The organism is Candidatus Thermoplasmatota archaeon, assembly GCA_035540375.1.
GTDB lineage: Archaea > Thermoplasmatota > SW-10-69-26 > JACQPN01 > JAJPHT01 > DATLGO01.
The window spans coordinates 1-25,190 of the sequence record DATLGO010000037.1 but is presented as its reverse complement, the minus strand read 5'-3'; the positions used below and the strand labels follow the sequence as shown (position 1 = coordinate 25,190).

The 25,190-nt window shown below is 70.3% G+C and carries 23 protein-coding genes; 14 read left to right on the top strand and 9 right to left on the bottom strand.

The window, feature by feature from the left end; translation table 11 throughout:
- Both VM889_04340 and VM889_04335 read right to left on the bottom strand, forming a co-directional pair.
- Entirely contained in the window at positions 1–429 is a 429-nt protein-coding gene (locus VM889_04340; protein ID HVL47768.1) for a hypothetical protein, read from the bottom strand.
- Between the two features lie 316 nt (positions 430–745).
- Positions 746–1,099: a hypothetical protein gene (locus VM889_04335; protein ID HVL47767.1), complete on the bottom strand. Its 354-nt coding sequence runs from the start codon at positions 1,097–1,099 to the stop codon at positions 746–748.
- Between the two features lie 224 nt (positions 1,100–1,323).
- Between VM889_04335 and VM889_04330 the strand changes: the two genes are divergently transcribed.
- Together VM889_04330 and mvaD are read left to right on the top strand one after the other, a co-directional pair.
- The gene (locus tag VM889_04330) at positions 1,324–1,995 is read left to right on the top strand and encodes an HAD family phosphatase (GenBank protein HVL47766.1); all 672 of its coding nucleotides are present in this window, start codon (positions 1,324–1,326) and stop codon (positions 1,993–1,995) included.
- The gene (gene mvaD, locus VM889_04325; GenBank protein HVL47765.1) at positions 1,992–2,981 is read left to right on the top strand and encodes a diphosphomevalonate decarboxylase; all 990 of its coding nucleotides are present in this window, start codon (positions 1,992–1,994) and stop codon (positions 2,979–2,981) included. Before VM889_04330 ends, mvaD begins: the two co-directional genes overlap by 4 nt.
- Here mvaD and VM889_04320 read toward each other — a convergent pair whose 3' ends face one another.
- Genes VM889_04320 through VM889_04310 form a run of 3 tightly spaced genes read right to left on the bottom strand, consistent with a single transcriptional unit; the run spans position 2,982 to position 5,267 of the window.
- Positions 2,982–3,632: a hypothetical protein gene (locus VM889_04320; protein ID HVL47764.1), complete on the bottom strand. Its 651-nt coding sequence runs from the start codon at positions 3,630–3,632 to the stop codon at positions 2,982–2,984.
- A gap of 23 nt (positions 3,633–3,655) precedes the next feature.
- Positions 3,656–4,471 (bottom strand): endonuclease NucS, encoded by an 816-nt coding sequence (nucS, locus tag VM889_04315; protein HVL47763.1) that lies wholly within the window; start codon positions 4,469–4,471, stop codon positions 3,656–3,658.
- Positions 4,472–4,493: 22 nt separating this feature from the next.
- Positions 4,494–5,267: an HAD-IB family hydrolase gene (locus VM889_04310; GenBank protein HVL47762.1), complete on the bottom strand. Its 774-nt coding sequence runs from the start codon at positions 5,265–5,267 to the stop codon at positions 4,494–4,496.
- Between the two features lie 55 nt (positions 5,268–5,322).
- On the opposite strand from VM889_04310, the gene VM889_04305 reads away from it, so the two are divergent.
- The gene (locus tag VM889_04305; protein ID HVL47761.1) at positions 5,323–6,000 is read left to right on the top strand and encodes a glutathione S-transferase family protein; all 678 of its coding nucleotides are present in this window, start codon (positions 5,323–5,325) and stop codon (positions 5,998–6,000) included.
- Here VM889_04305 and VM889_04300 read toward each other — a convergent pair whose 3' ends face one another.
- The gene (locus VM889_04300; protein HVL47760.1) at positions 6,001–6,945 is read right to left on the bottom strand and encodes an S-layer protein; all 945 of its coding nucleotides are present in this window, start codon (positions 6,943–6,945) and stop codon (positions 6,001–6,003) included.
- A 97-nt stretch (positions 6,946–7,042) separates the two neighbouring features.
- Here VM889_04300 and glmS point away from each other — a divergent pair, with 97 nt between their 5' ends.
- The 5 genes from glmS to VM889_04275 all read left to right on the top strand — a co-directional run bounded on the left by glmS (position 7,043) and on the right by VM889_04275 (position 11,523).
- Positions 7,043–8,818: a glutamine--fructose-6-phosphate transaminase (isomerizing) gene (gene glmS, locus VM889_04295; protein ID HVL47759.1), complete on the top strand. Its 1,776-nt coding sequence runs from the start codon at positions 7,043–7,045 to the stop codon at positions 8,816–8,818.
- Positions 8,819–8,903: 85 nt separating this feature from the next.
- Positions 8,904–9,215, top strand: a complete 312-nt coding sequence (locus VM889_04290) for a hypothetical protein (GenBank protein ID HVL47758.1) — start codon at positions 8,904–8,906, stop codon at positions 9,213–9,215.
- Positions 9,212–9,751 carry a hypothetical protein gene (locus VM889_04285; protein HVL47757.1) on the top strand — a complete coding sequence of 180 codons (540 nt, stop codon included), beginning with the start codon at positions 9,212–9,214 and terminating at the stop codon, positions 9,749–9,751. The genes VM889_04290 and VM889_04285 overlap by 4 nt, the downstream gene beginning before the upstream one ends.
- 185 nt (positions 9,752–9,936) lie before the next feature.
- The gene (locus VM889_04280; GenBank protein HVL47756.1) at positions 9,937–10,665 is read left to right on the top strand and encodes a hypothetical protein; all 729 of its coding nucleotides are present in this window, start codon (positions 9,937–9,939) and stop codon (positions 10,663–10,665) included.
- Positions 10,666–10,680: 15 nt separating this feature from the next.
- Positions 10,681–11,523 (top strand): hypothetical protein, encoded by an 843-nt coding sequence (locus VM889_04275; GenBank protein ID HVL47755.1) that lies wholly within the window; start codon positions 10,681–10,683, stop codon positions 11,521–11,523.
- Between the two features lie 13 nt (positions 11,524–11,536).
- On the opposite strand, the gene lysS is transcribed toward VM889_04275, so the two are convergent.
- Positions 11,537–13,117, bottom strand: coding sequence for a lysine--tRNA ligase (gene lysS, locus VM889_04270; protein HVL47754.1), 1,581 nt, complete (start codon positions 13,115–13,117; stop codon positions 11,537–11,539).
- A gap of 119 nt (positions 13,118–13,236) precedes the next feature.
- On the opposite strand from lysS, the gene VM889_04265 reads away from it, so the two are divergent.
- From VM889_04265 to VM889_04240, 6 genes are all read left to right on the top strand, one after another.
- The gene (locus tag VM889_04265; GenBank protein HVL47753.1) at positions 13,237–17,790 is read left to right on the top strand and encodes a hypothetical protein; all 4,554 of its coding nucleotides are present in this window, start codon (positions 13,237–13,239) and stop codon (positions 17,788–17,790) included.
- Between the two features lie 185 nt (positions 17,791–17,975).
- Complete coding sequence (locus VM889_04260; GenBank protein ID HVL47752.1) at positions 17,976–18,242, top strand: UPF0147 family protein; 267 nt, start codon at positions 17,976–17,978, stop codon at positions 18,240–18,242.
- 132 nt (positions 18,243–18,374) lie between these two features.
- Complete coding sequence (locus tag VM889_04255; protein HVL47751.1) at positions 18,375–20,222, top strand: CARDB domain-containing protein; 1,848 nt, start codon at positions 18,375–18,377, stop codon at positions 20,220–20,222.
- Between the two features lie 102 nt (positions 20,223–20,324).
- Complete coding sequence (locus VM889_04250) at positions 20,325–21,425, top strand: hypothetical protein (GenBank protein ID HVL47750.1); 1,101 nt, start codon at positions 20,325–20,327, stop codon at positions 21,423–21,425.
- Positions 21,426–21,516: 91 nt separating this feature from the next.
- On the top strand, positions 21,517–23,331 hold the full coding sequence (locus VM889_04245) for a MarR family transcriptional regulator (protein ID HVL47749.1): 1,815 nt from the start codon (positions 21,517–21,519) through the stop codon (positions 23,329–23,331).
- A 24-nt stretch (positions 23,332–23,355) separates the two neighbouring features.
- Positions 23,356–24,525 carry an MFS transporter gene (locus VM889_04240; GenBank protein ID HVL47748.1) on the top strand — a complete coding sequence of 390 codons (1,170 nt, stop codon included), beginning with the start codon at positions 23,356–23,358 and terminating at the stop codon, positions 24,523–24,525.
- Here the strand turns inward: VM889_04240 and VM889_04235 are convergent.
- The gene (locus VM889_04235) at positions 24,509–24,799 is read right to left on the bottom strand and encodes a DUF357 domain-containing protein (protein HVL47747.1); all 291 of its coding nucleotides are present in this window, start codon (positions 24,797–24,799) and stop codon (positions 24,509–24,511) included. The genes VM889_04240 and VM889_04235 overlap by 17 nt on opposite strands.
- Positions 24,796–25,190: hypothetical protein (locus tag VM889_04230; GenBank protein ID HVL47746.1), on the bottom strand; the 395-nt coding region annotated here is incomplete at its 5' end. The genes VM889_04230 and VM889_04235, both read right to left, overlap by 4 nt.

Sequence of the window (25,190 nt, the reverse complement as noted above, 5' to 3'; positions counted from 1 at the left end):
TCAAGGGAGGAGCGCCGTCACGGTCCTCTCCGCCCGATCCACGCTCGGGTGCTTGAGGAGGTCGTGGAAGAGCGGCCCCAACCCTTCGTTCGCGCCCGCGATCAGGAGGTCGCGGGGGACGGACACGTACGAGCGCACGAAGGCGCCCGTGAGCGCGTCGCGCTCCGTGCAGACCATGTCGGTGATCTGCAGGCCGGGGGTCGGGTTCTTCTCCTTCCAAAGCGAGCCGTCGACGATGTCGAGGTAGTACCAGCCCGTCGTGTCGCCGACGATCCTGCTGTCGTCATCGACGGCCACGATGAGCGAGGTCCGCGTCGCGCCTCCCGCGCACGTCGTCACGACGGCAGGCGGAGCCTGGGCGACGGCGAGCGGCAGCGCCACGAGGAGCGCCACGAGACCCACCGCGCCGATTCGGATCTTGTTCGTCATCAAAGCTGTTCACCCTCAGAGAGGCCGCGTCTGCGGGACGCTCGGCGCGCGAGGGCGGCGGCGGGGGCCACCGCGGAGAGAACGGTCACGTCGGACGGATCGTTCCATCGCACGTCAATGCCTCACAGGGTGCTCGGTCGCGTGCCCTATTTAGTCGTTCGCCGCGACCGCGAGGAACGAGGGGCGGGGGATATCCTTCCAGGGGGCGCGATCGCTGAATAAAATGGCCTGGAAATCCCGCTCCGACGGTCGCCGGAGGCGAAAAAAAGGGGCCGACGGGGCGGCGAAACCGCCCCGCCGGTCCAAGAGCCGAGGTCTAACGGTCGAGGACGATCGGGGGATCGTCCGGCAGCCAGACCACGATGCCGGGGGTCGCATCCGCGATGAGCAGATCCGTCCCGTACGCGACGTAGCTCCTCACGAAGGCTCCCGTGAAGATGTCGCGCTCGGTACAGACGCGGTCCGTGATCTGCAGACCGGGCCTGTTGTTCGACTCTTTCCACACGGACTGGTCGCGCAGGTGCACGTAGTACCAGCCCTCCGTGTCCGAATGCAGGCGCATGTCGTCGTCGATGGCATACGCCCATGTCGTTTCGGTCGTGCCACCCGTACAGGTGGTCGTGACCGTCGGCGCGCTGTCGGCGGCGTCGGCGCCCACACTCGGATTCATGCCCAGCGACAGGCCGACAACGGCGAGCGCCAGGACTCCTTTCTGTTTCCAACCCAACACAATCACCTCCAACGTTCTTGGTGGGTAAGGGTAACGCTCGGGTCCCCGGGTATAAGCGGGTACGCGCCGGGCCCCAGGGACCGCGGTCGAAGGGGTTCAGGTCGCTTGCGGGGGCGTCCGCGCCGCTCCGAAACCGATAAGGACCGCCCCACGTTCGCGGTGGCGTGAGCGGGCTTCCGCCGCCGGGACGGTTCGCGGCCGTCCTTTTCGACGTCGACGGCGTTCTCATCGATTCCATGCCCCGTCACTACGAGGCGTACCGCCGCGTGCTCGAGCCGCGGGGGATCCGCGTGGGGCGGCGTGAAGTCTACCTGAACGAGGGTCAACGGTCCCACGAGATCATCCTCGGCCTCGCGGCCCACGCGGGGGTGCGGCTCGAACCGGACGACGTCTCGGCGATCGCGGAGGAGAAGCAGCGCGTCTTCCAGTCCTTCGGCCGCGCGGCGCCGTACCCCGGCGCCGACGAGCTCGTGACCGACCTCCATGCGGCGGGCTACAAGCTCGCGCTCGTCACGGGCACGCGGACCGCGAACCTGAGGTTCCATCTCGACGAGGCCTTCCTCTCGCGCTTCGACGCCATCGTCGCGGCCGAGGACGTGAAGCAGGCGAAGCCTTATCCCGAGCCCTACCTCGCCGCCATGCGGAAGCTCGGCGCCGAGGCCTCCCGCACGCTCGTGGTCGAGAACGCTCCGCTCGGCGTGAAGGCCGGGAAGGCCGCCGGAGCCGTGGTCGCGGCCGTGACCACCACGGTCTCGAAGGAAGACCTCAAGGCTGCGGACGTGGTGCTCCCCGCCATCGAAGGGGTCCGACGGATCCTCTCGGGAGACCTCGCATGAAAGCCACCGCCGACGCGCGCGCGAACATCGCCTTCATCAAGTACTGGGGACGCGCGGACGACGAGTTGAACCTCCCCCTCAACACCAACATCGGACTCACGGTCGAGGCGCTCCGCACGCGCACGACCGTCGAATTCGACGCCGCCCTCCGCGAGGACGTCTTCACGCTGAACGGCGCCCCCCAGAAAGGCAAGGGACTCGCCCGCGTCACGCGCCACCTCGACCACATCCGCAAGGCGGTGGGCAACTCGGCCCGGGCCCGCGTCGCGAGCGAGAACGCTTTCAGCGCCGACGCCGGTCTCGCCTCGTCCGCAAGCGCCTTCGCCGCGCTCACCGTCGCGGCCTTCGAGGCGCTCGGCGTCCGGAAGACGCCCGAGGAGGCCTCGACGTACGCTCGTCTCGGCTCCGGCAGCGCCGCGCGCTCGGTCCTCGGCGGCTTCGTCGAATGGAAGGCGGGGACGACGCACGAGGCGAGCCGCGCCGTCGAGCTCGCGCCACCTTCGCACTGGGACGTGCACGACGTCGTGCTCGTGTTCTCGGGCGCCGAGAAGAAGGTCGGCTCGAGCGAGGGACACCCCCTCGCGAAGACGAGCCCCATGAACGACGCGCGCCTCGCCGAGGTCGAGAAGCTCTTGCCCGTCGTGCGGAAAGCGATCCGCGAGCGCGACGTCGCCGGGATGGCGCGCGCGACGGAGCTGGACGCCCTCCTGATGCACGCCGTCATGATGACGAGCGATCCGTCGCTCGTGTACTGGACGCCCGAGACCGTGGCGGGGATCCACGCCGTGCGTCAATGGCGCGAGGAAGGCGTGCCCGCCTTCTTCACGATCGACGCGGGACCGAACGTCCATGTCTTCGCCGCGGGGGCCGCCGCCGCGCGGGAGGTCGCCCAGCGCGCCGAGCGCGAGCTCGGCCTCGCGCCCGGGGACGTCATCGCGAGCGGCCCCGGGGCGGGCGCCAGGGTGCTCCGCGAGCACCTCTTCTGATCAGGGCCTGAATCGCCTCCAGGCGAGCGCGATTCCGAGGACGCTCCCCGCGAGGCCGAGGCCCGCGACGGGAATCGGGCTCGCCGCGGCCATGCCGCTCGATTGCGTGAGCAGCTCGCCGCCCTCTTCGAGGTCGGCGTCGTGCGAGGAGACGCACGCCTCATCGGGCTTCCCGTCGAGGAGCGGGCGCTTGAGGAGCAGGATCACGTCCTCGACCGCTTCGCTCCCGCCGATGTAACCGTTGCGCTCCGCGACGGCCCGGACCCGTACGAGGATCGAATCCTGCGGGGCGTCCTCGCCGACGACGAGCGTGAGGACCGCGCTCCCGTACGCGCGGTTCGCGAGTCCGTTCAGCGTCGGCTGCAGCGGCATGGAGAGCGTCGCGGGCGAAACGGTCGCCATCACGTGGAAGGGCGCCTCCACGACGTGCAGGCGGACGGTGGTCGCTTCGAGCGAGTGGGCGGCCATCGAGTAGCCGTACTCGACGACAAGCGGGAGCGAGACGACGCTCCCCGTCCCGACGGCGTCCTCGGGACCCTTCACGCGGAGGGCGACGCTCGAAGCGGCGAGTTCGGGCAGCTGCGCCGCCGCGGTAGGACCGAGGGCGATCGCGATCGCGAGCACGGCGATCAGCGCGGGTGCGGTTCGCATGCCCCTTCGACCGTGACCGGGGGTCATCCCTTTTCTGGATGGAGGCTTTTCGCGACCTTGCTTGAGGGTCGCCCGAAGGCCGCGAGGCTCGATTGCCCCGCGGCGCGCAGACGCTCCTTCGGAACCACGAGCCTCGCGACGTCGATCTCGCGCCATTCGAGGGCGAGATCGGCGAGGTAGCGGCGGGCCGTCTCGCTCACGGTCGGCGCGACGAGGATGCCGCGCACGCCGTCGCCGCGCGCGCCTTTCTCGCGCTCGACGTAACGGCGCAGCTGCTCGACATCGCCCACCGTCGCGGCGCGGCGCTTCACCTCGACGACCACGCGCCGGCCGCGGGCGTCGACGCCGTAGAGGTCCATCGGGCCGCGACCCGAAGCCCTTTCCCGTCTCCAGAACGTGAAGCCGGGCTCGATCGCGTCGGGGCTCCTCGCGAGCGCCGCCTGGAGGTCGTCCTCGGTCCCGACGAGAGCGAGCTCGACGCCGTCCGCGAGCTCGAGCGCGGCGACCGCGTGGACTTCTTCGAAGACCATCCGGACGGTTTCGCGGGGCTTGTCGCGCGTCGCGCTCACGACCAGGCGGTCGTTCTCGACCGTCGCCTGGAACTCGCAGCCCGGAGGCTGCCAGTTGACGGGCTTGAGCTTCGTCGCGGTGTGGACAAGGAGGGTCCCGTCGGGCTTCAGGAGCACCAGGCGGTCCCCCGCGGGGAGCTCCGACGAGGCGCGCCCGCGGTACTCGATCGCGCAGCGGCCGATGACCTGGACGAGCTTGGTCCCGAAGGCCTCGCGCAGAAACGGCGCGGCGGCGTCGGGGGCGAGGTCGGCGAGGGCGCGGTAGGCCACGCGGCGGGAAAGGCGCGGGGCCTCAAGACGCTTGTTCCCGTTCGGCAAGGGCCTTCTGGGCCCGCGACGAGCGGGGCGGGGGCGTCACGCGGAGGATGCGCCATCCCCGGCGCTTCGCGAAGAGCGAGAGCCGCAGGTCGGGATTCACGACGACGGCGTGCCCGACGGCCTCCAAAAACGCGACGTCGGACCAGTGGTCCGAGTAGGCGGTGGACTCCGTGAGGTCGATCGCGCGCTCGGCCGCGTACTTCACCATCGCGTCGCGCTTCTCGGCGCCGTAGAGGGGGCCCTCAACGCGGCCCGACCAGATGCCCTCCTCGACGTGCGGCTCGCACGCGATGATGTCCACGTCCTCGCCGATGTACTTCTTCGCGTGCTCGATGAGGGGCCGCAGCGCCGTCGTCACGATCACGAGCCGGTCGCCCCGCTTGCGGTGCTCGTCGAGAAGCTTGAGCATGTCCGGGAAGAAGAGCTCCTTGAGCCGCTCGTCCCAGATCGCGGCCATGCGCGCGTCCATGTCGCGCTGACGGACGCCCTTGAGCATGCCGTAGCCCAGACGCACGTGCGTCGAGCGCTTGATGATGCGCGCCTTGTAGAGGCCCGCGAGGAACGCGCCGCGCGCGAGGACGGAGGCGAGCTTCCCGGTGACGTACGTGTAGTAGGCCGCGCGGACGGGCTTCGACCGGAACGCGCGGGCGCGCGCGTACCCCTCGCGGCCGAGGCTGAGGCCGAGCACGACGCCCGCGTCGGCGTCGATGAGGGTGTGGTCGAAGTCGAAGAACGCCGCGCGCGCCACGCGTCTGCACTCGGATGCGCGCTCGATAAGGCTTTCGCGACCGACCGAAGCGCTCATGGCCCGCCGCCGCCTCCCGAAGGCGATGGCGGCGTTCAAGCTCTACTACCTGGGGCCGAGCCACTACTGCGAGAAGGCCCGGGCCATCCTCGCGTACAAGCGCATCCCCTTCAGGATCGTGGAGGTGCCGTACGGGAACCACCAGAAGGTCATCCGGGCGAGCGGCCAGGACTACGTCCCCTGGATCGAGACGGGCCCGGGCCGGGGCGTGGCCTGGCCCGAGGTCGCGGATTGGGCCGAGAGGACGAAGCCGGCGCCGACGCTCTACCCGGGCGACGCGAAGGTCGCCCGCGCGCGGAGCCGCATCCTCGAGAGCTGGGCGCACAACGTGGTCGAGGAGGCGGTCTGGAAGTACGTCGTCGCGGACGTGCCTTCGGTGCTCGCGGACGACCAGGAGCGCTGGGTCTTCGTGGAGATGCAGGAGCGCAAGCGGGGCCCTCTCGAGCTCATGGCGAAGCGCAAGGCCGAGTTCCTCAACGGCGTGAAGGAGGTGTGCGGCCTCGCGCAGGACCTCCTGGCCGAGAAGCCCTTCCTCCTCGGCGACGCCCCGAGCCTCGCCGACTTCGCCCTCCACGGCGCGTTGCATCCTTTGCGGTTCTCGGGGAACGAGATTCCCCGGGGCTTCAAGGCCCTCCGGGCGTGGCAGAAGCGGCTCGACCGGGCGATCGAAGCGTAGCTACTCGCGGAACTCGATAGCGTCGACGACCCCGTCGGCGTCGGCGTCGACGCCTTCCACGATGCGCGCGTCCGTGCCGGGCCGGAATGCGTTCCCGCGCGCGACCTCGTCGAAACGCGTGGTGAACGCGAGGACGGCCGCGCGCGTGCCCGTGTAACGCCGCCCCGCGAGGAGCAGGATCTCGTGCTCGCGCGAGAGCGGATTCGGCGCGCGGACGATGACGCCGATCTCGTCCTCGAGGTAAGTTCTCCGCGAGGCGTCCGAGACGACCGCGCCATAGGGCACGCCCGCGGCCTCGTGGTGCTCGAAACGCACGGGGAGGCCGTCGTTCATGCGCGCCGTCACCGCGTTCACCGCGGGGCCGCCCACGAGGATGAGGTTCCGCTTCAGATCGTCCTCGCGGATCTCCGTGTCGAGCTTGACGGAGCCCTCTGGCGGGAACGTGAGGTAGGTGCCGAGGAAGAGGCCGAGCTGGATCGCGTGCGCGCCGTCCTTCGACCGCGCCTTGTACGGCCCATGCGGTTCGGGACTCCCGACGACGATCGTCGCGTGCAGCGACCCGTCGACGACGAACGGCGCGAGGTAGCGGCGTTCACCTGGTTTCGCTCCGGCGATCTTCGGCGCGGGCGCCATCTCGCGCAGCGCCACCGCGAAGCCGCCGTCCTCGACGTCGTACACGGTGACGTCGCGCGCGCCCCGCTCGCCCGCACGCCGCGAAGCCGAGACGAGGCCGGATCGCGCCATCTGGCGCAGGTGGTAATGCGCCCGTTGGGATCCGACGCGGCAGCGGCGCGCCACCTCCGCGAGCGTGGCGGGGCCCTCGACGAGCGCGCGCAGGATGGCCCACGCCTGCGGCGAGAGCGCGGTGCGGAGCCGCTTCGGATCGACGACGCGGACGGGGAGGCTCAGGGTCTCGCCGTCGCGATCGTCCACGAGGTAGGGCATACCCTTGGAACGATCTCCCAGGCTTAAAAAATTCCCTGAATCCAAAAAAAGCATTTTAGATGCTTTCATGAGGCCGAGCCGTCCCTTCCCCGGTCCTGTGTGCGGCATCTTCGCCATCACCACGAAGGGGCAGGCGGCGGCCCCCCTCCTCGCGCGCGGCCTCGAGACGCTCGAGTACCGCGGCTATGATTCCGCCGGCATCGCCACGTTCGACGCCGACGGGCGCCTCCACGTGCGCAAGGCCGTGGGCCCCGTGTCGGACGTCGCTCCGAAGGCCGTCGGGCTTCCCGGCATCGTCGGCCTCTCGCACACGCGCTGGGCGACGCATGGCGGGGTGACGGACGCGAACGCTCACCCGCACCCCGACTGCGCCGAACGCGTCGCCATCGTGCACAACGGCATCCTCGACAACCATGATTCGCTCCGCGCGGAGCTCAGGGGCCGCGGCCACCGCTTCCGCTCCGAGACCGACTCGGAGGTCGTCGCGCACCTCATCGAGGAGAATCTCGCCGCGGGCCTCGCTTTCGAGGACGCGTTCGTGGCGGCCGTCCGCCGACTCGAAGGGCAGTACGCGCTCGCCGCGGTCGCGGCCGCGCGTCCCGGCGTCATCGCCGCGGCCCGCTCCGGCGCGCCGCTCGCGATCGGACTCGGGACGGACGCGACGTACCTCGCCTCCGATGCCCTCCCGTTCATCGGCTTCACCGACCGCGTCATCTTCCTCGAGGATGACGAGATCGCGTTCCTCGACCCCGCCGGCGCGACCGTGCGCAACGGCGAAGGCCCCGTCGCGCGCGAGCCGACGCGGGTCGCGATGGACGCCTCGCAGGCGACGAAGGGCTCCTTCCCCCACTTCACGCTCAAGGAGATCCACGAGATCCCCGACGCGATGCGCGCGGCGCTCGCCGCCACGACGGACGACCAGCTCCGCGACGCGGCGCTCGAGATCCTCCGCGCGAAGGACATCGTCATCACCGCGGCCGGCTCCTCGCGCTACGCTTCGCTCATCGGACGCTCGCTCCTCGCGAACCTCGCGGAGACGTACGCGGAGGTCGTGCTCGCGGCGGAGTTCGAGCCGCTCGCCCGCGCGCTCTCGCGCGGCGCGCTCGTGATCGCCGTGTCGCAGAGCGGCGAGACGCTCGACGTCATCGAAGGCGTCCGCGCGGCGAAGGCGCAGGGCGCGCGCGTCCTCGCGCTCGTGAACGTCCCAGGATCGTCGCTCGCGCGCATGGCGGACGTCGTGCTCCCGCTCGCGGCCGGCCCGGAGATCGGCGTCGCGGCGACGAAATCGTTCGCGAACCAGGTCGTCGCGTTCTCGCTCCTCGCGCACGCGTGCGCGAACCGCATCGGCGAGGCGCGCGAAGGCATCGAGGCCGCCGCGCGCGCCGTCGCGGACCTCGTCGCCTCGGAGCGTGTCGCGATCCAGCGCACCGCGCGCGAGCTCGCCGTGAAGCGCGACGTCTACCTCGTCGCGCGCGGCGTGCACTTCCCGGTCGCCTCCGAGGGCGCGCTCAAGATCAAGGAGCTCGCCTACATCCACGCCGAGGGCATGCCCGCGGGCGAGCTCAAGCACGGCACGCTCGCGCTCATCGAGCGCGGCGTCCCGGTCATCGCGCTCACGGGCACGGGCGACAACCGCAAGCACCTTCTCGCGACCGTCGCCGAGGTGCGCGCCCGCGGCGCGACCGTCATCGGCGTCGCGGAGGAGAACGCGCCCGGGTTCGACACGTGGATCCGCCTCTCGGCCGTCGAGGAGCGCTTCCAGCCCCTCGTCGAGGCCGCGGCCCTCCAGCTTCTCGCCTACGAGATCGCGGTCGCGCGCGGGCACAACCCGGATCGGCCCCGCAACCTCGCGAAGTCGGTGACGGTGAAGTGAGGCGAAGTCTGAAACTATAAGTATAACTGCGACATAAATGTCGTTGTCGATAAGAATGTTTCGACATGACATTGTCAGAGGCCTGATGGAGGACCACGCGCGCGGGTTGGGCCTCACGGTCGCCGAGGTTCGCGCGCTCCACCCGGCCGCCGAGGTCCGTCGGACGGCCGTCCTCGAAACGCTCCGTCGCCTCGAGGAATTGGGACTCGTGTCCGTCCTCCCCGCGACGCGCGACCGGCCCGCGCGGTACCGTTGGATCGGGCCATTGCCGGACGACGCGCGACCGTTCGGCCTCGACATGCGGCGCGTGAACCGCGACCAACGGCTTGCGCCCGAGGAGCGCGTCGAAGCTTCGGCCCTTCTGTCGCAGACGTTCCTCGTCGGCGGTGACGCGTGAACGTCCCGCGCGACGTCCTCGCGTGGGTCGTCGACGCGCTCGAAGCGGAAGGCCTCGATACGGCCGTAACCGGGAGCTTCGCGCTCAACTACTACGGCGTCGTCCGCGCCACGCACGACGCCGACGTGAAGGTCGCGCTTGCGAAGGACATCGACGAGCGCATCGCCAGGGCTGGCGAGCGCCTCGCGCGCGAACGGATGTTCCGGATCGTCGACGACACCACGTTCGAGCACCGCGGCTTCACGGTGGAAGTCTATCCCGCGCGCGACGCGATCGACCGCGAGGCGATGAAGCGACGCCGCAGCGTGACGCTTTTCCCGGGTCTCGCCCGACGGTTCTGGATCGTGGCGCCCGAAGACCTCATCCTCATCAAGATGCGGGCGTACCTGGAGTACCCGGCGAGCACGAAGCACCTCGACGACGTCAAGCTGCTCCTCGCCGCCCGCGGCGACCTCGACGTCGCCTACCTCGACGACCGCCTCCGGCGCCACGGCTTCGTGACGACCTGGGAGCGCGCGATCGAAGGGCGTGCTTGAAGGCGGCCCGCCGCCTTGGAAGGCAGAGGGCGCACCTTTCTCGACTCGGCCGTGAAGAACAGGTTCCACCGACCGACGGCTGTCCCGGCTGGGGGTCCACCACCCGATGCTCGCGCGGGTCAAGGGCGAGGAAAAGGACGACCTTAAGACGTGATGCGTACTCTGACGCCCGTGACAACGTAGGCTTGAAGTGGCTGCAGGCTACCCTAATTTTGTCGCTCATCCGCGCACCCGATCTCGATCGGGTCGCTGTCGATAGCAAATATGTGGTCGGGGGGGGCTTCCGGTCGCCGATGAGGCGAACACTCCCCATCATCCTGGTCGTGAGCATGATGACGATCGCGCTGCCGCTGTCGAACGCCGGTCCCCTCGACGGAGCCATGAACGAGGCCGACGGGATTCGTGAACTGGTCACGCGCGGCCCCGACTTCGGCGATGTTCCGATCGCTGGTACTTACATCGACCACGCCACAGGCCTCCTGTGGGATTACGACGGCGAAACGGTCTCGCCAAACGGTGGGGACGACGACCCATCGCGATGGTGGTCGATCGCCTTCTACAGCAAGGGCGAATACATGACGCCGCTCGGCGTCAACCACTTTGGATGGGGCGCCTACAATCCCGCGAGCGTTGAATGTGCGCACGACTGGTGCGCTCGCATCGAATACTATGGGCTCGGCGAACATGTCGTCGCTTTCCGCGCGCGATGGTTCGATACCGGCAACCCGTGCCAACCCCAAGTTCATTGTCCTGACGGCGCGATGAACCACGTGTGGCAAACGCCCCCGGGTTCACCTGTGACATGGCTGGACAAAATCGTTCATGGCAATAGTCAACCCGAGGGCCGCGGCGTCATCGAATACGAGTTCATCGTCGACGGCGTCCTCTACAGGTGCTGCTTCCGGGAGTACTGAACGCTCATGAAATCCATGACCACGCTCGTGCTCTCGATGCTCATTTTCTCCTCGACGTCCAGTCACGGAACCTTTGTCGATGGCGTCGATGAATTTGAGGGCCCGGGCTGGTCGTGGAGTCGTGTCCACATTGAAAACGCAAGCAACATCGTAGTCCGGATCGAATACGAATCCGAAGTGGTTCCCGGAAAGCCCGACGAGGTACGGGCCACCCTCTACGATTCAGGAAATAAAATGTTGACGACGGCAAATGTCGTGTCAATCGCGAATGCGCCCTCGATCGAGGCGGAGGCGGCCGGGCAGGAAAGTACGCACTTCTTGGTAACTACTCATGGGACAGCTTCCGGTTTCTGGCACTTTCCCTTGGCTCATTCCGACGGCCGACGGCTGACAGGCGACTATAGCATATTGACCTGGGCCGTCGGCCCATTCACCCGTTGGAATGTCAGCCTTTCCACCATCGACGGCTCCCTAGACGTCGTCTCTACGACCCGCGGAAACGCTACCTACGCGCTCACAACGAACGAATTTGATGGCGGGGCCAGGCTCACCGCTTACCCTGCGGCTCGCGTCAATCTTCATGCAAAAACCGAGATCTCCGCAAACGCTATGATGATCGGGACCTTCGGCGCCATCACCGGCCTACAACCGACGGAGCGCATTTGGGCTCACGGACCCAAAGGGGATCCCATCGCGTGCCCCTGCCACTTTCTCGATTCCTTACAGAATGAAAGCTGGGGGCCTGGCGCGTACACGTTCCACCACTTCGGCGCGGCCTACCCGGCGTGGTATGGCAACCTTCCGTCGACACCGCCTCCGCCGGTCCTCCTCGGCGTCATCGCGACCCCGCCACCGTGAGACGGCCGCCTCGTCACGCCGCCGCCTTGAGCCGCCCGACGACGAAGTCCCGCTCCAGGCTCGCGAGGAGGTGCCCCGCGCGCGGGCCGCGGGCGCGGCCGAGGAACGCCGCGTAGAGCGCGGCGAAGCCCTTCGCGCCCGGGAGTCCGGATTCCTTCGACGTCTCGTGCACCGTGTTGTGGATCGCCTCGGCCGTCCACTTCGCGTCGGCGAGCTTCGCGGCGAGGGCGCCGAGGAAGGCGCGTTGCGCGGCGTCGAGGCCCGCGACCATCGCGGGGGCGAGGTCCTTCTTGATCTCCGTCTTCGCGTCCTCGGGCGCGAAGCGTTCGAGCCACCAGCGCGCGTGCGCGACGCGCTCCTTCAGGTGCTCCACGGCCTCGTCGGTGAGCTTCGCGGGCACGATCTCCGTGCGCACGAGCGATTCGAGGACGCCGTCCCATGACGACTTGAGCTGCGCGAGGAGCACGAGGTGGTTGTAGGGCACCTTCGGGGGCGCCTCCTTGGGGATCTCGCCCGAGGGCTGCGAGAGCTCGTACGTCCGGTCGAGGTCCTTGAACTGCGCCTCGGCGCGCGCGGCCTCGCCGCCCGTGAAGTACGCCTGCTCCCAGCGGTCGTAGTCGTTCACGAGGTCCACGATCCACGCGCCCGTGTCGAAGTCGATGTGACGGTTCGGCTGCGAGCGCATGAAGAGGAAGCGCAAAACCTCGGGCGGCGTCATCGCGAGCATGTCGGTCGCGCTCACCGCGGTGCCGGTCGAGGAGTGCATCGCGCCGACGCCCTTGACCTGCACGAACTCGTACACGGTGCGCACGGGCGGCGCGTAGCGGTACACCTTCTCGACGATCTCGACGCCCGTGTCCCACGACGAGCCGGCCGCGGCGTGGTCTTTGCCCATCGCCTCGAAGGTCACCTCCAGGAACTTCCAGCGCGCGGGCCAGTCGACGCGCCACGGAAGCTTGCCCTCGCCGGGGACGCGGATGTCCTTCTTGCCCTCGTGGCCGCACGCGGTGCAGCGGTATTCGATGTACGGGTATTCGTACAGCTCCGGGATGGGGCCGTTCAGGCGCGCGCAGCCCGCGCACTGCACGTTGAACGGAATCCAGTTCGTCGGAAGCTTGCCCTCGCGCTTCGCGACGCGCAGCATGATCTCGCGGATCTCCGCCGCGTGGTCCATCGCGTCCTTCGTCGCGTCGAGGTACATGCCTTCGCGGTACATCTCGTGCGCGAGGAGCACCTTCGGGCGGACGCCCAGCTGCTCGAGGTCCGCGAGGAAGGGCTCGAGGAAGTGGTGCGCGTACGAGGGGTGCGAGCCGCAGGGACAGGGAATGTCCGAGAGCGGCTTACCGACGTGCGGCTCGTACGTCGCCTTGTCGAGGAACGGGTAGACCTTGCGGAGCGGGTCGTACGTGTCGCCGATGTAGATGAGCTCCGCGTCGTCGCCGAGCCCCTTCACGGCGCGATAGACGGCCTCCGTCGTGAGGACCTCGCGCATGTTCCCGACGTGGATGGGCCCGGACGGCGTGATGGCGGTCGCGAAGACGTGGTGCGAGCCGCGGCGGTGCAGCTCGTCGGCGAGGACGTCGGCCCAATGCATGGGAACCGGGGGGAAAGAGGACCCTCAGTATATAGGAAGCGGGGCGCGGGACCCGTCCTTGGCCCCGGTCGCAATCCTTAATACATGCACCCAAAGTCGATCGCGTCGGGAGTGCTATCGTGACGTCCTTCTCCACCCGCCGGCGCCCGACGACCGACCGCCGCATCGCCGCGCCTGCGCTCGTCGCGGCCCTCGTGCTTGCGCCCGCGTTCGCCGTGCTCGCCGCCCCGACCGCGGAGGCCGCGTCGCCGAACAAGGTGATCGTGACCCAGGTCGGCGTCTCGCAGAACAATGATGCCTACCACCTCACGAGCACGTTCCAGGGCGGCTCGATCAAGTACGGTCGCGGCGTCCTCGGTCCGCGCGAGGTCATCGACGCCTCGGCGCATCACGAGCGACGCGTCGCGTGGTTCAACGACACGCCGAAGCTCCGCCCGTTCGTCGTCGGCGACGTGATGACGGTCCGTGTCGATCTCGCCATCGCGACCGACGTCTGCGGCATCGGCGAGCAGGTGAAGACCTCCGCAACCTACTCGAACGCCGAAGCATCCCCCGTGTCCACGTCGGCCGGGTCCACGAACGTGGAATACACCTACCGGTCCACGATCGCCGCGCGGGGCCTCCAGGGTTCCACGCCCATGAAGCCGTACCACGAGATGCAGGACATCCAAATTGCGATCACCACGCGCTGCGAAATCGCGGGTCAACCCGTCCCGAACGGCCGCACGGAGAGGCTCGACGTTCTGATCAAGAACGTCCGGCTCGACAGCTGCCCGCCCGATGGCGTCCTTTCGGATCCGCACCCGGCGGAGAACTGCCCCGCCCCCTCGGACTACAAGATCGAGGTCCAGAGCCAGAAGCCCTCGAAGGCGCCCGCCGGGATCGGCGAATCGATCGACGTCGTCGCGGACCTCAAGGATCCGACGTGGGACGCGGCCTCGTGGTCGATCGCCGGGAACCTGCACAAGGTGGCCGACGCGCCGACCGCGTGGCAGCACGAAGGGACGTTCTCGGGCGGGGCCTATCGGTTCGTCAAGTCGTACACGGTGCGCGCGCCTCCCCTTCCGCAGGACGGCGTCGACGCCTACCCCGGCGCGATTCCGACGACGGCCTTCACCGTCACGGACGGCGCGGGCAACGCGCGGACGTTCCTCGTCGCCACGCCCGCCGACACGCGACCGCCGCCGCTCACGAACGCCACGGGCGACCGCTTCCTCGGCCTCGCTTCGCCCGCCGGATCGCATGCGCGCATCGACTGGAGCGCGTTCCCGAAGCCGGCCGATGTCAAGGACTGGAGGCTCGAATGGTGGACGAACAAGACGGAGGCGCACGCCCGCCTCGTCCACGAATACGAGGCCGCGATGCGCATCGCCTACACGGGCGGTCTGAACCGCTCGGACCTGGGGCTTCTTTTCTTCCGCTTGACGGCGATCGACCACGCGGGCAACGGGAAGAGCGAGCGCGGCGAGGTCCTCCTCAATGCGCACGAGCCGTTCGTCCGCCTCGGCATCGAGGACTTCACGGGGTCGGAATCGCTCCTCGAGCCGCTCGCGGGCGTGCTCGGCGGCGCCTCGCCGACCCTCCGCGTCGAGGCGAGCGACGACGAGATTCCCCCCGCGACGGGATTCGACCTCTCGCAGATCCGTTTCCATCTCTCGAAGAAGCAGGATTCGATAACGTGCTACCTCAACCCGGGCTTCCCCGGGACGGGCCGTTGCGGTGGCAAGTGGGTCACGGCCGGCGCCGGCCAGCAGACGTCGGCGATCGCGACCTGGCCCGCGACGCGCGCCGCGACGCTCCCCGCCTACGAATGGGTCCTCCCCCCTGACGTGCGCGCACACCTCGCCTCGGGTGAGGTCTTCCGCGTCCACGTCCGCGTCACGGATCCGGGAGCGAACGCCGTGGAGCGCTCCGCGCGCGTCCTCTACGACGTCGCCGCCCCCGCGGCCCTTGCGGAACCGGTCTTCCCGTCCGGCGCGGCGTCCCAGGGCGCGCCCGTCGCGATCCGCGCCTACATCCGCGACCCGGGCGCGATCCCCGACTACAACCGCGTCGAGGTTTCGCTGCGCGACCCTTCCGACGACACGCGCATCGTCCGGACCCTCGACGGCGCCCCCGCGGTCTTCGCGTGCGCGATCGGGGAAGAGGCGTGCGAATCCGACCGTCGGGGCCTCCACGGCGGCGTGAACGCGACCTTCCCGCGCGCGCCCCTCGGGACGTACGCGCTCGCGATGACCGCGACCGACGGCGCGGGCAATCCCTCGAAGACCTGGAAGTCGGGCGCCGCGACCGTCACCTTCGGCCCGCGCCTCGCCTTCGCCGGCGCGCCCTTCTATCGCGGCGGCGCCGAGCCGCGCCTCGAGAATCTCACGTTCCGCGCCGGCTACGCGGATGCGGAGGATGCGCGGGGCGGGCCCTGTCCGGGCGTGTGCCGCGTGGATTCGATCGCGCTCGAATATCTGCCCCGGAACGGCTCCTGGAAGCCGTTCCCCGTGATGCTCCGGGCCCCCTACCCGGAAACGCCACTGGGCGACGTCTACGCCTATGCGACGCCCGGCGGAATGCTTGCCGCCCCCGCGGACCTGCGCGTGATCGGCGGGCGCATCCGCGCCATCGCCGAGGTGACGATCGAAGGCGTGGCTTACCGCTCGGTCGTCGAGGCGCCCATCGCGAGCGTGCAGCCGGCGAGCTTCGCGTGGGTGTCCCCCGCGACGCCGTGGACGGTGTTCACGTGCGCCCCGAAGGGCGGACCGAACTCCGCGTGCGCGAACGCGACGGCGCATGCGCCCGTCATCGTCGCCTTCGATCGCGAAGGCGCGGAATGGACGCGGGCGACGCTCGTGATCCGCGACGCCGCGTCGGGCGCGGCGGTACCGTGCCACACCGCGTGCGCGGGACCGACGACCCACGAGATGTCGCCCGAGACCGTCAAGGGCGTGAAACGCTGGCGAGCCGACCCGACGCTCTTCACGACGCACGGCGAGTTCGAGGCCGAGGTCGCGCTCGAGACGGGCGGATCGTCCCTTCAGACGCACGTCGAGCGCCGCTTCTTCTCGTTCGAAGGGCGGTCGCCGCGCGCGGCGTTCTGCACCGACGCCGCGTACGCGCAAGAGGCGGATCTCGCGAACGCCCCTCCGGAGGCGCGCGCGTGCGAGATCGTCGCGGGCGCGGGCGGACGCGAGGTTGCCCGGACCTTCGACGTCGGGTACGTCTTCTTCACCGGCCTCGCGAACGTCACGGCGTTCAACCAGACGGGTTGGTGGAATCCCGGCCACGTCCAATTCGCGCTCGAGCGCGCCGCGGTCTTCGCGGGCGAGACGCGCTGGGCCGCGCCCTGGGAATGGAGCGCGCGCGTGGCCTCGGCCTCGACGCTCGACGGCTCGGGCGAGCGCGTGTACGCGCGCGTCCGCGTGGAGCTCCCGGTCGCCGACGCGGGCACCGCGTACGTCTTGCACGCGAACGTCACGACGGACGCCGTCGGTCCCCTGGGGCCCCTGCGCGCGTCGGCGGCGCGGGCCATCCTGTTCGACGGGCGGGGCCTCGAAAACCTGCCCTCCGCCCCCGCAAGCTTCGCGGCGCGGCCGGGGCCCGGCGCGGGGGAGGTCAACCTCTCGTGGGCGCCGCCCTCGAGCGACGGCGGATCGCCCGTGCTGGGCTACCGCGTGGTCGCGGACGGGAAAATGATCGCCTTCGTCGAGGGCACGTCGTTCGTCGACCGCCGCGCCGCGGGCGACGACGCCGAGAAGGCGTACCGCGTCGCCGCCGTGACCGCCCACGGCCAGGGCCTCGCGGCAGGCCCGATCCTCGCGGCGCCCATCCCGCCTCCCGGCGCGATCAGGGACCTCGTCGCGAAGACCGGCCCGCGCGTCGGCGAGATCACCCTCGCGTGGAATCCGCCCGCGAACGCCTCCGGTCGGCTGCACTACCGCGTCCACGAAGGTCCGAACGCCACGCTCGTCGGCGAGACCGGTGAGACGATGTTCACGCGGATGGGACTTCCCGCGGGCGCGGTGCGCGCCTACGTGGTCGTGGCCGTGCGCGACGGCGTGGCGGGGCCCGCGAGCGCGCCCGTGGCCGCGCGCGCGCCGACGCCTCCGTCGAGCCCGACGGCGACCGCGGCGAAGGGCGGACCCGAGCGGGGCGCGATCACCGTGACCTGGGGGGCGCCTTTCGACAACGGCGGCCTCGCGATCGAGGCGTATTCCGTCTACCGGGTGCACCCGAACGGCACGCGCGCGCTCCTCGGCGAAACGGCCGATCGCGTGTGGACGGACCGCGGCGCGAGCCCGGGCGAGAATCGGACGTACGCGGTGAGCGCGCGCAACGCCGCGGGGGAAGGTTCGGCCACGCCCCCGATCGTCGGCCGCGCGCCCGCCCCGCCTGGCGCGCCCACCGGCCTCAAGGTCGACACGATGCTGTTGCTCATCCCCGCGCTGCGGGTCGCCTGGACGCCGGGCGCCGCCGACCCGACGTTCGCGACGACGGGGTGGATCGTCTATCGGTCCGAGGACGGCGGCCCCATGAGGCCGATCGCGTCAGTCCCCGCGTCCATGACGTCGTACGAGGATCGCAACGTCCTCCCGCTCGTGACGTACACCTATCGCGTCGCGGGCATGAACGTCGTCGGGGAGGGACCGGGGTCGAGTCCGGCGATCGGGCGCGTCCTGGTCTGAGCGCGGGGCCCGGCGCGTCCGCGCCGGGCTCCGGTCCTCATACCACAACCGTTATGCAGCCACGGACCGAGGCGCGAAGCCAGCGGAACCCCGGGAAAATGCGATCTTGACATCCATACCCTTAACTAGGGGCACTGGATTAGGGGGTCGGATTCCCGGGCGGTTTCGCCCAGGAGGTCGCTTTCATGGGTCCTGACGACAGACTTCGCCAGGTGACGGATGTCATCGATCAGCTGATCGAGGACACGTCCGTGCCGCGCAACATCCGCCGCGGCGCCGACAATGCGAAGAAGCTCCTCATGGAGCGCAAGGATCCCCTCGACGTGCGCGTCGCGGGCGCCATCTCGGTGCTCGACGAGCTCGCGAACGATCCCAACATCCCGCTCCACGGCCGCACGCTGATCTGGAACATCATCAGCGGTCTCGAGACGGTCGCGAAGGCCGCGAAGTAGGGTTCCGTCCTCCGCGCGCATCCCATGCCCCAGGGGGACCTCCGCCCCGGCGCGGGCGCGGGCGGGCGTCAAGACGGGTTTCTAGGAAGCTCATATGCCGCCCGCGCCTCCTCGGTTCCGGTGAGGTTTGAGTTGACCCGAACGAGCCCGATCCCGACCCGCTTCCGAACGCTGACCGTCGCCCTCCTCCTGCTCCTTGCAACCCCCGCCCTCGCCGCGGGCGCGGCCGCCTCGGCGGGGGCCCCCGACCTTGTGGTGCTCGAGGTCTTCCAGTCTCCGGCCGACGCCAGGCCGGGCGAGCCCGTCCTGTTCTCGGCCCTCGTCGCAAACGCGGGTCACGGCCCCGCGGGCGCCTTCGCGGTCGTCTTCGAGACGGAATCGCGCTGGCTCGGTGGGTTCTTCCACGCCGCCGGCCTCGGCGCGGGGGAGCGCCTCGTCGTGTCCGCGACCGAGAACGCGACCGCCCCCCGGGGCGACCTCGCGGTCCTCGTGACGGTCGACCGCTGGATGCAGGTCTCCGAATCGGACGAATCGAACAACGAGCGCGTGGCGGTCTTCTCGTACGACGGCGTCGCCGGCCCCGACCTGCGGTTCGACGCGATCGACGTGAGCCCGGCGAACCCCCGCGTGGGCGACGAGATCCAAACGACGGCGCGCTTCACGAACGCCGCCGACCGCCCCGCGGGCGAGTTCTGGGTATCGTTCTTCGACGACCTCTCGCGGGAGGAGCGGTCGTGGTACGCCCGCGGCCTCGGCGCGGGCGAGACCCTCGAGGTCGTCTTCACGCACCGAACGTCCGCCGCGGGCGCCGCCACGGTCTCGGTCATCGCGGACCTCTACGGCAACCTCGAGGAGCGGGACGGCGGCAACAACGGCGGATGGGCGACCTACGAGGTGTCCGGCCCCGCGGGGCCCGACCTCGCGGTCCTCCGGATGTGGACCGATCCGGCGATTCCCGTCGACGGCGAGCCCGTCCACGTCTTCGCGGAGGTCGCGAACCTCGGAGACGTTGACGCGCCAGAATCCTTCGCGCGATGGGAGCTCGACGGCCAGGGTTATGGCCACTCCCGGTTCCCGCCCCTTGCGTCGGGGGTCGCGACGACCTACGGGATGTCGATCTACTACGCGCAGGAAGGCGCTCGCACCATGGCGCTCGAGGTCGATTCGACGGGCGCGATCGCCGAGGCGAACGAGGACAACAACGGCGGCTCCTTGAGCTACGACGTGGCCCCGAGCCCGCACGCGGACCTCGTGGTCGCCCACATGACGATCGAGGGGTCCTCCGTCGAAGGCGAGGTCCAGGAGATCGTCGCGACGATCCGCAACAAGGGGCACGGGGACGCCGGCGCGTCCCAGGTGCGCTTCGTGCTCGACCACGTCCACGACCTCGGCACCGTCTCGGTGCCCCCGCTCGCCGCGGGGGCCGAGGCGCGCGTGACGCTCGAGTGGGTCGCCGAGCGCGGCGCCCACCGCATCCGGGCCTTCGCGGACGCCGCCCGGGAGGTCGTCGAGGTGTCCGACCTGAACAACGAGATGGAGCTCTACTTCGGCATCCTGCCGAAGCCCCGGTTCGCGGACCTCCGGGTCCGCATCGTCTCCGTCGAGAAGGACGAGATCCAGACGGACGCGGGCGACGTCGCGAATTCGCTCGCGCCGATCCGCATCGTCGTCGAGACGTGCAACATCGGGGGCGCGACCTTCCACGGCGGCGGCCTCTCGGTGTGGGCGCGCGCGGTCGCGGGAGGGATCCAGACGCTCGACAGCGTCGCCGACGCGCCGCTCGTCGCCCTCGAGGCCGGAAGCTGCGAGTCCCACGCGTTCCGATGGAACCGCGACCGGGCCGCCGTGGGCGACGTGGAGATCCACGCCCGCGGATACTCGACCGCGTGGGGCGAGGTCGACCCCGAAAACAACCGCGACGTGAAACGGACGTTCCTCTTCGCGGGCAACACGGGGCTCGGCGGCGTCATCCTTCCGTAGGCGTTCGATGGGGTCCCCGCCCGCCGGGGACCCCTTCCATTCATATAGGAGTCAAAGCGGCGTTCAGGTCTCCCTATGGTCGGTCGGGAGGTCCTCGCTCCCGTGAGCCTGATGCTTTCCCGAAACCTGAGCCCCCGGTATCTCGCGACCTTCGTCGCGGCGACCTTCCTCGCCGCGGCGCTTTTCGGGCCCTTCGCCAACGCGTCCCCGTCCCTCGGCGGCCTCGAGGGCGACGTGAGGCTCTCGGCGAACGCCTCGGACGCCTCGAACGCGACCTTCGCCATGGACTTCCGCCCGTCGCACGCGTACGCGTACGACGGCCGCCCCGCGAACGCGACGCTCTTCATCACGAACTCCTTGAACGAGACGATCGAGCTCAAGATCGCGATCGGCGCGATCACGCGCGGCTGGAAGACCGACTTCGCGGAGGGCGCATACCGCGTCCCGTCGCGAAGCATGGTCCAGCATGCCGTCAGGCTCGGCCCCGCGGCGGACCTCCCCGAGGGCGCGAAGGGCGAACTCGTCCTCCACGCGCGCGCCGCGGACGGCCAAGAGGCGAGGGCGCTGCTCGTCGCGAAGGTCGCGAGGTCCGAGCCCGACCCGAGGCCGCGCGTCACGATGGAGCTCGACCCATACGCCCAGCGGGCGCACGCGGGCGACCGCGTCCACTACAAGCTCGTGGTGAAGAACCACGGCCGCGAGCCGATCGCCCTCGGCTTCGAGGCCTTCAGCCCCGAGCGCATGGTCAAGGTCTGGATGGACGAGCGCGGCGCGCGCCTCGCGCCGAACGAGACGCGCAGCTTCGCCGTCCACGCGGCCTCGCCCGAAGACCTCCGCCCCGGCAACCACACGGTCGTCGTGGTCGCCCGCGCGATGGACGCCACGACGCAGGCTGGCGCGACCTCGGGCGACGCGGTCGCGAAGGCCCGCGCGCGCCTCGTCATCGTCGGCGACGCCGCGTGCTGCGACAAGCCCATCCGGGGTCACCCGACGGGCAACGGCTACCGCATCTTCGTGCCGCTCGAGGAAGGCCGCAGCTTCGACCTCCCGATCCGCGTGAGCGGGCACGTGCGCGACGGCATGCTCGTCCTCGACATCGCGGTCGAAGGTCCGCAGGGCGGCCCGACGCCCGTCCGGCCTGCGGAACCGGGCATCGCCGCGCCGAATCCGTCGGCCGACGCCTCGGCGACGGTCGAAGCCTGAAACCCCCGTCCCGCCGCGCGGTTTGACGCCGCGCGGCGGGCCGGATCATCGCAAGCGCTAAGAACGCCCATCCCAAGTGTTGTGCCCGCCGATGCGTATCCTCCCCCTCCTCGCGCTCGTCGCCGTCCTCGCGGCGCCCCTTGCGGCCGCCCAGTCCACGGCGGCCGATTCGCCCGCGCTCACCGTGAGCCCGGGCGAGAGCGCGATCCTCCTCGCGCCCGCGGAGGAGCGGGTCGTGAAGGCGCAGATCACGAACCCGACGGACCTCACGCTCGACGTGCAGGTGACCGCGACGTCCCCCGCTCGAACCGACGGCACGCGGTTCCTCGTCAACCCCGCCTCGTCCGCGATCCGGATCCCTCCGCGCGCCTCCGAAATCGTACACTTCACGGTCACGGCTCCCCCGCGGGAGGCCGCGCCGTATGGAGCGGACATCGTGATCCGCGCCGAGTCGACCCAGGTCGACCCCGGCGAAGGCCGCATTGCCGCGCGGCTCGCAATCCTCGATCTCGTCCTCGAGCCCCGGGCGGTGCCGGACCCGGGGACCGGCGAATCCCGGTTCAAGCTGATCGTCCGCAACCCGGGACCCCACGTCATCGAGACCGCGATCGTCGCCCGGTCGCCCGGTCACCTCCTCGAAACCGGCGATCCCTCGCGCATGAGCCTCGAGCCCCGCAGCGAGCGCATCCTGCGCTACACGCTCCGCAAGGCCGAAGTGGGCATCCCTGAGGAGATGAACCGCGAGCGCTCGCGCTTCGTGACGTTCGCCGCGTCGACCCTCGACGGTCAAGGCAGCTATGGAAAGGCCGTTCTCGCCATCCGCAACGCGACGGACGAGCCGCCGCCCGATCCAACCGTTGATCCCGCTCCGCCGATGCACGAGGAACCCCCCGTGTCGGAGCCGACGGTCGACGCCGAAATCCGGCTCGAAGCGATCGGACGGTATCCGAAGGAAGTCCCGATCGGCCGGAACGATACGATCCTCGTCCGCGTCGTCGCCACGCGCGGCGACCCCGGCGAAGTCCGCGTGCAGGCCGCCATCAAGGCGATGCCGGACGTGGCCTTCGCCGTGACGCCGGAGATCTTCGTCTTGACGGAAGGCGAATCGCGCGAGGTCGAGATCGGCTGGAGCGTGCCCGTCACCACCGAGCCGATGGGCGTGGTGCTCGTCGACGCCGGCCTCGTGAAGCCGTCGGCCGCGCACGACCAGCTCCATCTCTCCGTGATCTTCTCCCCGCCACTCCACGGCGATCCGATCCCTCCCGTCGACGATCCGCTCGAGGCCTTCCGGGGGGACCCGGCCGGCTTCATCGCGAGCCACCCCCTCGAGACGGCCGGCGCCGCCGGAGGCGCGAGCCTTGCTGCCGTCGGCCTCGCGCTTCTCGCGCGCCGCGAGAGCCTCCGCTTCGCGCTCCTTGCCCCGGCGGTCGGCCTGTTCACGCGACTCTCGCGCCCAAAGGTGCTCGATCATGCGCTCCGCGACACCCTGCTTGGGGCGATCCGCGCGAAGCCCGGCGTGACCTACGGCGAGCTCAAGCGCGCCTTCGACCTCAACACGGGCACGCTGATCCATCACCTCCAGATGCTCGAGCAGCACCGCTTCGTCGCGAGCCGGCGCGAAGGCCGGGCCCGCCGCTTCTACCCCGTCGGCGAGCGTCTCCCCGAGGCGCGCGCGGACGAGGTGACGCCGATGCAGACGCGCATCCTCGCGCTCCTCGACGCGGGGCCGCTCACGCAAAAGCAGCTCGCGGAGCGGCTCGGCCTCACGAAGCAGGGCGCGAACCACCACATCAAGACCCTCGAGCGCAAAGGACGCATCGCCTTCGAGCTGCGCAACGGCGTCTGGGTGTGCGTGCGCGCCGCGCCCGAGCCCGTCGCCTTCGTGCCCGTCGAGCGCGAGGGCTAAGACCCGCGCGGCTTATCCACGCGCGTGGCGGATCGCCTCCCTCGCCGCGTGTGGCTCCTCGGCTGGGTGAGCTTCCTCAACGACGCGGCAAGCGAGATGGTGCTCCCGCTCCTGCCGCTCCTCCTCACCGGGCCGCTTGCCGCGCCCATCGTCGTCGTCGGCCTCATGGAAGGCCTCGCGGACGCCACGCAGGCTATCGGCCGCGCGGGCACCGGTTGGTGGAGCGACCGCATGCGCCGGCGCACGCCGTTCGTCGTCGCGGGGTACGCTGCCGCCGCGCTCGCGCGACCGATGTACGCGTTCGCCGCGGCCTGGCCGACCGTCGTCGGGGCGCGCTTCGTCGACCGGGCGGGAAAGGGCATCCGTTCGTCGCCGCGCGACGCGCTCATCGCGGAAGCCTCGACGTCGACGACGCTCGGTCGCGCCTTCGGCCTGCACAGGGCGCTCGACACCGCCGGCGCCTTCGTCGGGTCCGCCCTCGCGATCGCCCTCGTCCTCGCCCTCGGTTCCGAGGACGAGTCGACGATCCGGACCGTCTTCCTCGCCTCGCTCGTCCCCGCCGCCCTCGCGGTCGCCCTCGCGCTGCTCGTGCGCGAGCGGCGCCGCGACGCGGCCCCCGCCCCGCGCGCGCCGTTCTTCGCAAGCCTTCGCGGGCTCCCCCGCGACCTCCGCGCCTTCGTCGGCGTGACGGCGATCTTCTCCTTCGGCCATCTCGGATTCGCGTTCGTCGTCCTCAAGGCCGCAGAAAGCGGGCTCGGCCTCGTCGAGATCCTGCTCCTGTACGCCGGGTTCAACGCCGTCTACGCAACCGCGAGCTATCCCGCGGGCGCGCTCGCGGATCGGATCGGAAAACCAAAGCTCCTCCTCGCAGCCTACGCGCTCTACGCGCTCGTCGCCCTCGCCTTCGCGCTCGCCTCCGGAGCCGTCGCCGTCGTCGCTGCGACGCTCGCCTTCAGCGCGTGGATGGGACTATCGGAAGGCCTGCAGAAGGCGCATGCCGCCGCGCTCGCGCCGCCCGACCTCAAGGCGACGGCCCTCGGGCTCCAGGGCGGCGCCGCAGGCCTCGCGGCGCTCCCGGGCGGCCTTGTCGCTGGATTCCTCTGGGACGCGGGAGGTTCGGGCGCGACCTTCGCGTTCGCCGCCCTCGTCGGGGCCGCGGCGTTCGCGGCCTTCGCGCTCACTCGGCGAGCGTGAAGAGGACGTCGTCGCCGCCAACGTCCCAGAATCCGAGGCGCGCGCCCGCGTCGAGCCAACCGTGCGCGTAGTTCACGCAGGCGAAGGCGTTCACGTGGTCGCCCTTCTCATAGAAGTGGCCGGCGTCGGCGCGATACGACCGGGCCATCACGAGGAAGTCCTCCGCCATGCGCCGCAGGTGGCTGCGCTCGGGAACGATGACCACGAGCTTCGCCATCGCGCGGTCGGTCGTTTCGAGGTACTTTCGGATCTTCTCCGTCGTGATCTCCTTCATCCGCCGCGCCTCCAGAAGGGACGCGACTTGCGGGTTTCGCGGATGCGGTCCGCGACAGCCTCGCGCAACGAGCGGACGCTCGCGGCGAGATCGTCCGCCTCGGCGGAAAGCCCGCGGCTTGCGGCGAGCTTCTCCTCCATCGCCGCGAGATCGGCGTCGACCTTCTCGAGCTGCGCCTTCGTCGGGAGCGAGCGGAGGCCGTCGGCCTCGAGGGCGGTCACTGCGGCGCGCACATCCGCGAGGTAGGCGGGAGACGCGCGCGGCGCGCGGGCCGGCATGCGCGGCGTTGCGGGCGGCGGGGGCGGCGCGCGGGCGCGCGGCGCGGGCTCGACGCGGCGCGGGGAGAGGTCGGCCGCCGGCGCGGAAGGTTCGCGTCGGCGCGCCTCGGGGC

Bases quoted from the DNA above. Each gene is read 5' to 3' on its own strand.
- VM889_04300 (HVL47760.1), bottom strand. From the start codon at position 6,945: ATGCCCTACCTCGTGGACGATCGCGACGGCGAGACCCTGAGCCTCCCC.
- VM889_04275 (HVL47755.1), top strand. From the start codon at position 10,681: ATGACCACGCTCGTGCTCTCGATGCTCATTTTCTCCTCGACGTCCAGT.
- VM889_04290 (HVL47758.1), top strand. From the start codon at position 8,904: ATGGAGGACCACGCGCGCGGGTTGGGCCTCACGGTCGCCGAGGTTCGC.
- VM889_04305 (HVL47761.1), top strand. From the start codon at position 5,323: ATGGCCCGCCGCCGCCTCCCGAAGGCGATGGCGGCGTTCAAGCTCTAC.
- VM889_04320 (HVL47764.1), bottom strand. From the start codon at position 3,632: ATGCGAACCGCACCCGCGCTGATCGCCGTGCTCGCGATCGCGATCGCC.
- VM889_04340 (HVL47768.1), bottom strand. From the start codon at position 429: ATGACGAACAAGATCCGAATCGGCGCGGTGGGTCTCGTGGCGCTCCTC.
- lysS (HVL47754.1), bottom strand. From the start codon at position 13,117: ATGCATTGGGCCGACGTCCTCGCCGACGAGCTGCACCGCCGCGGCTCG.
- VM889_04245 (HVL47749.1), top strand. From the start codon at position 21,517: ATGCGTATCCTCCCCCTCCTCGCGCTCGTCGCCGTCCTCGCGGCGCCC.
- mvaD (HVL47765.1), top strand. From the start codon at position 1,992: ATGAAAGCCACCGCCGACGCGCGCGCGAACATCGCCTTCATCAAGTAC.
- VM889_04260 (HVL47752.1), top strand. From the start codon at position 17,976: ATGGGTCCTGACGACAGACTTCGCCAGGTGACGGATGTCATCGATCAG.
- VM889_04335 (HVL47767.1), bottom strand. From the start codon at position 1,099: ATGAATCCGAGTGTGGGCGCCGACGCCGCCGACAGCGCGCCGACGGTC.
- VM889_04235 (HVL47747.1), bottom strand. From the start codon at position 24,799: ATGAAGGAGATCACGACGGAGAAGATCCGAAAGTACCTCGAAACGACC.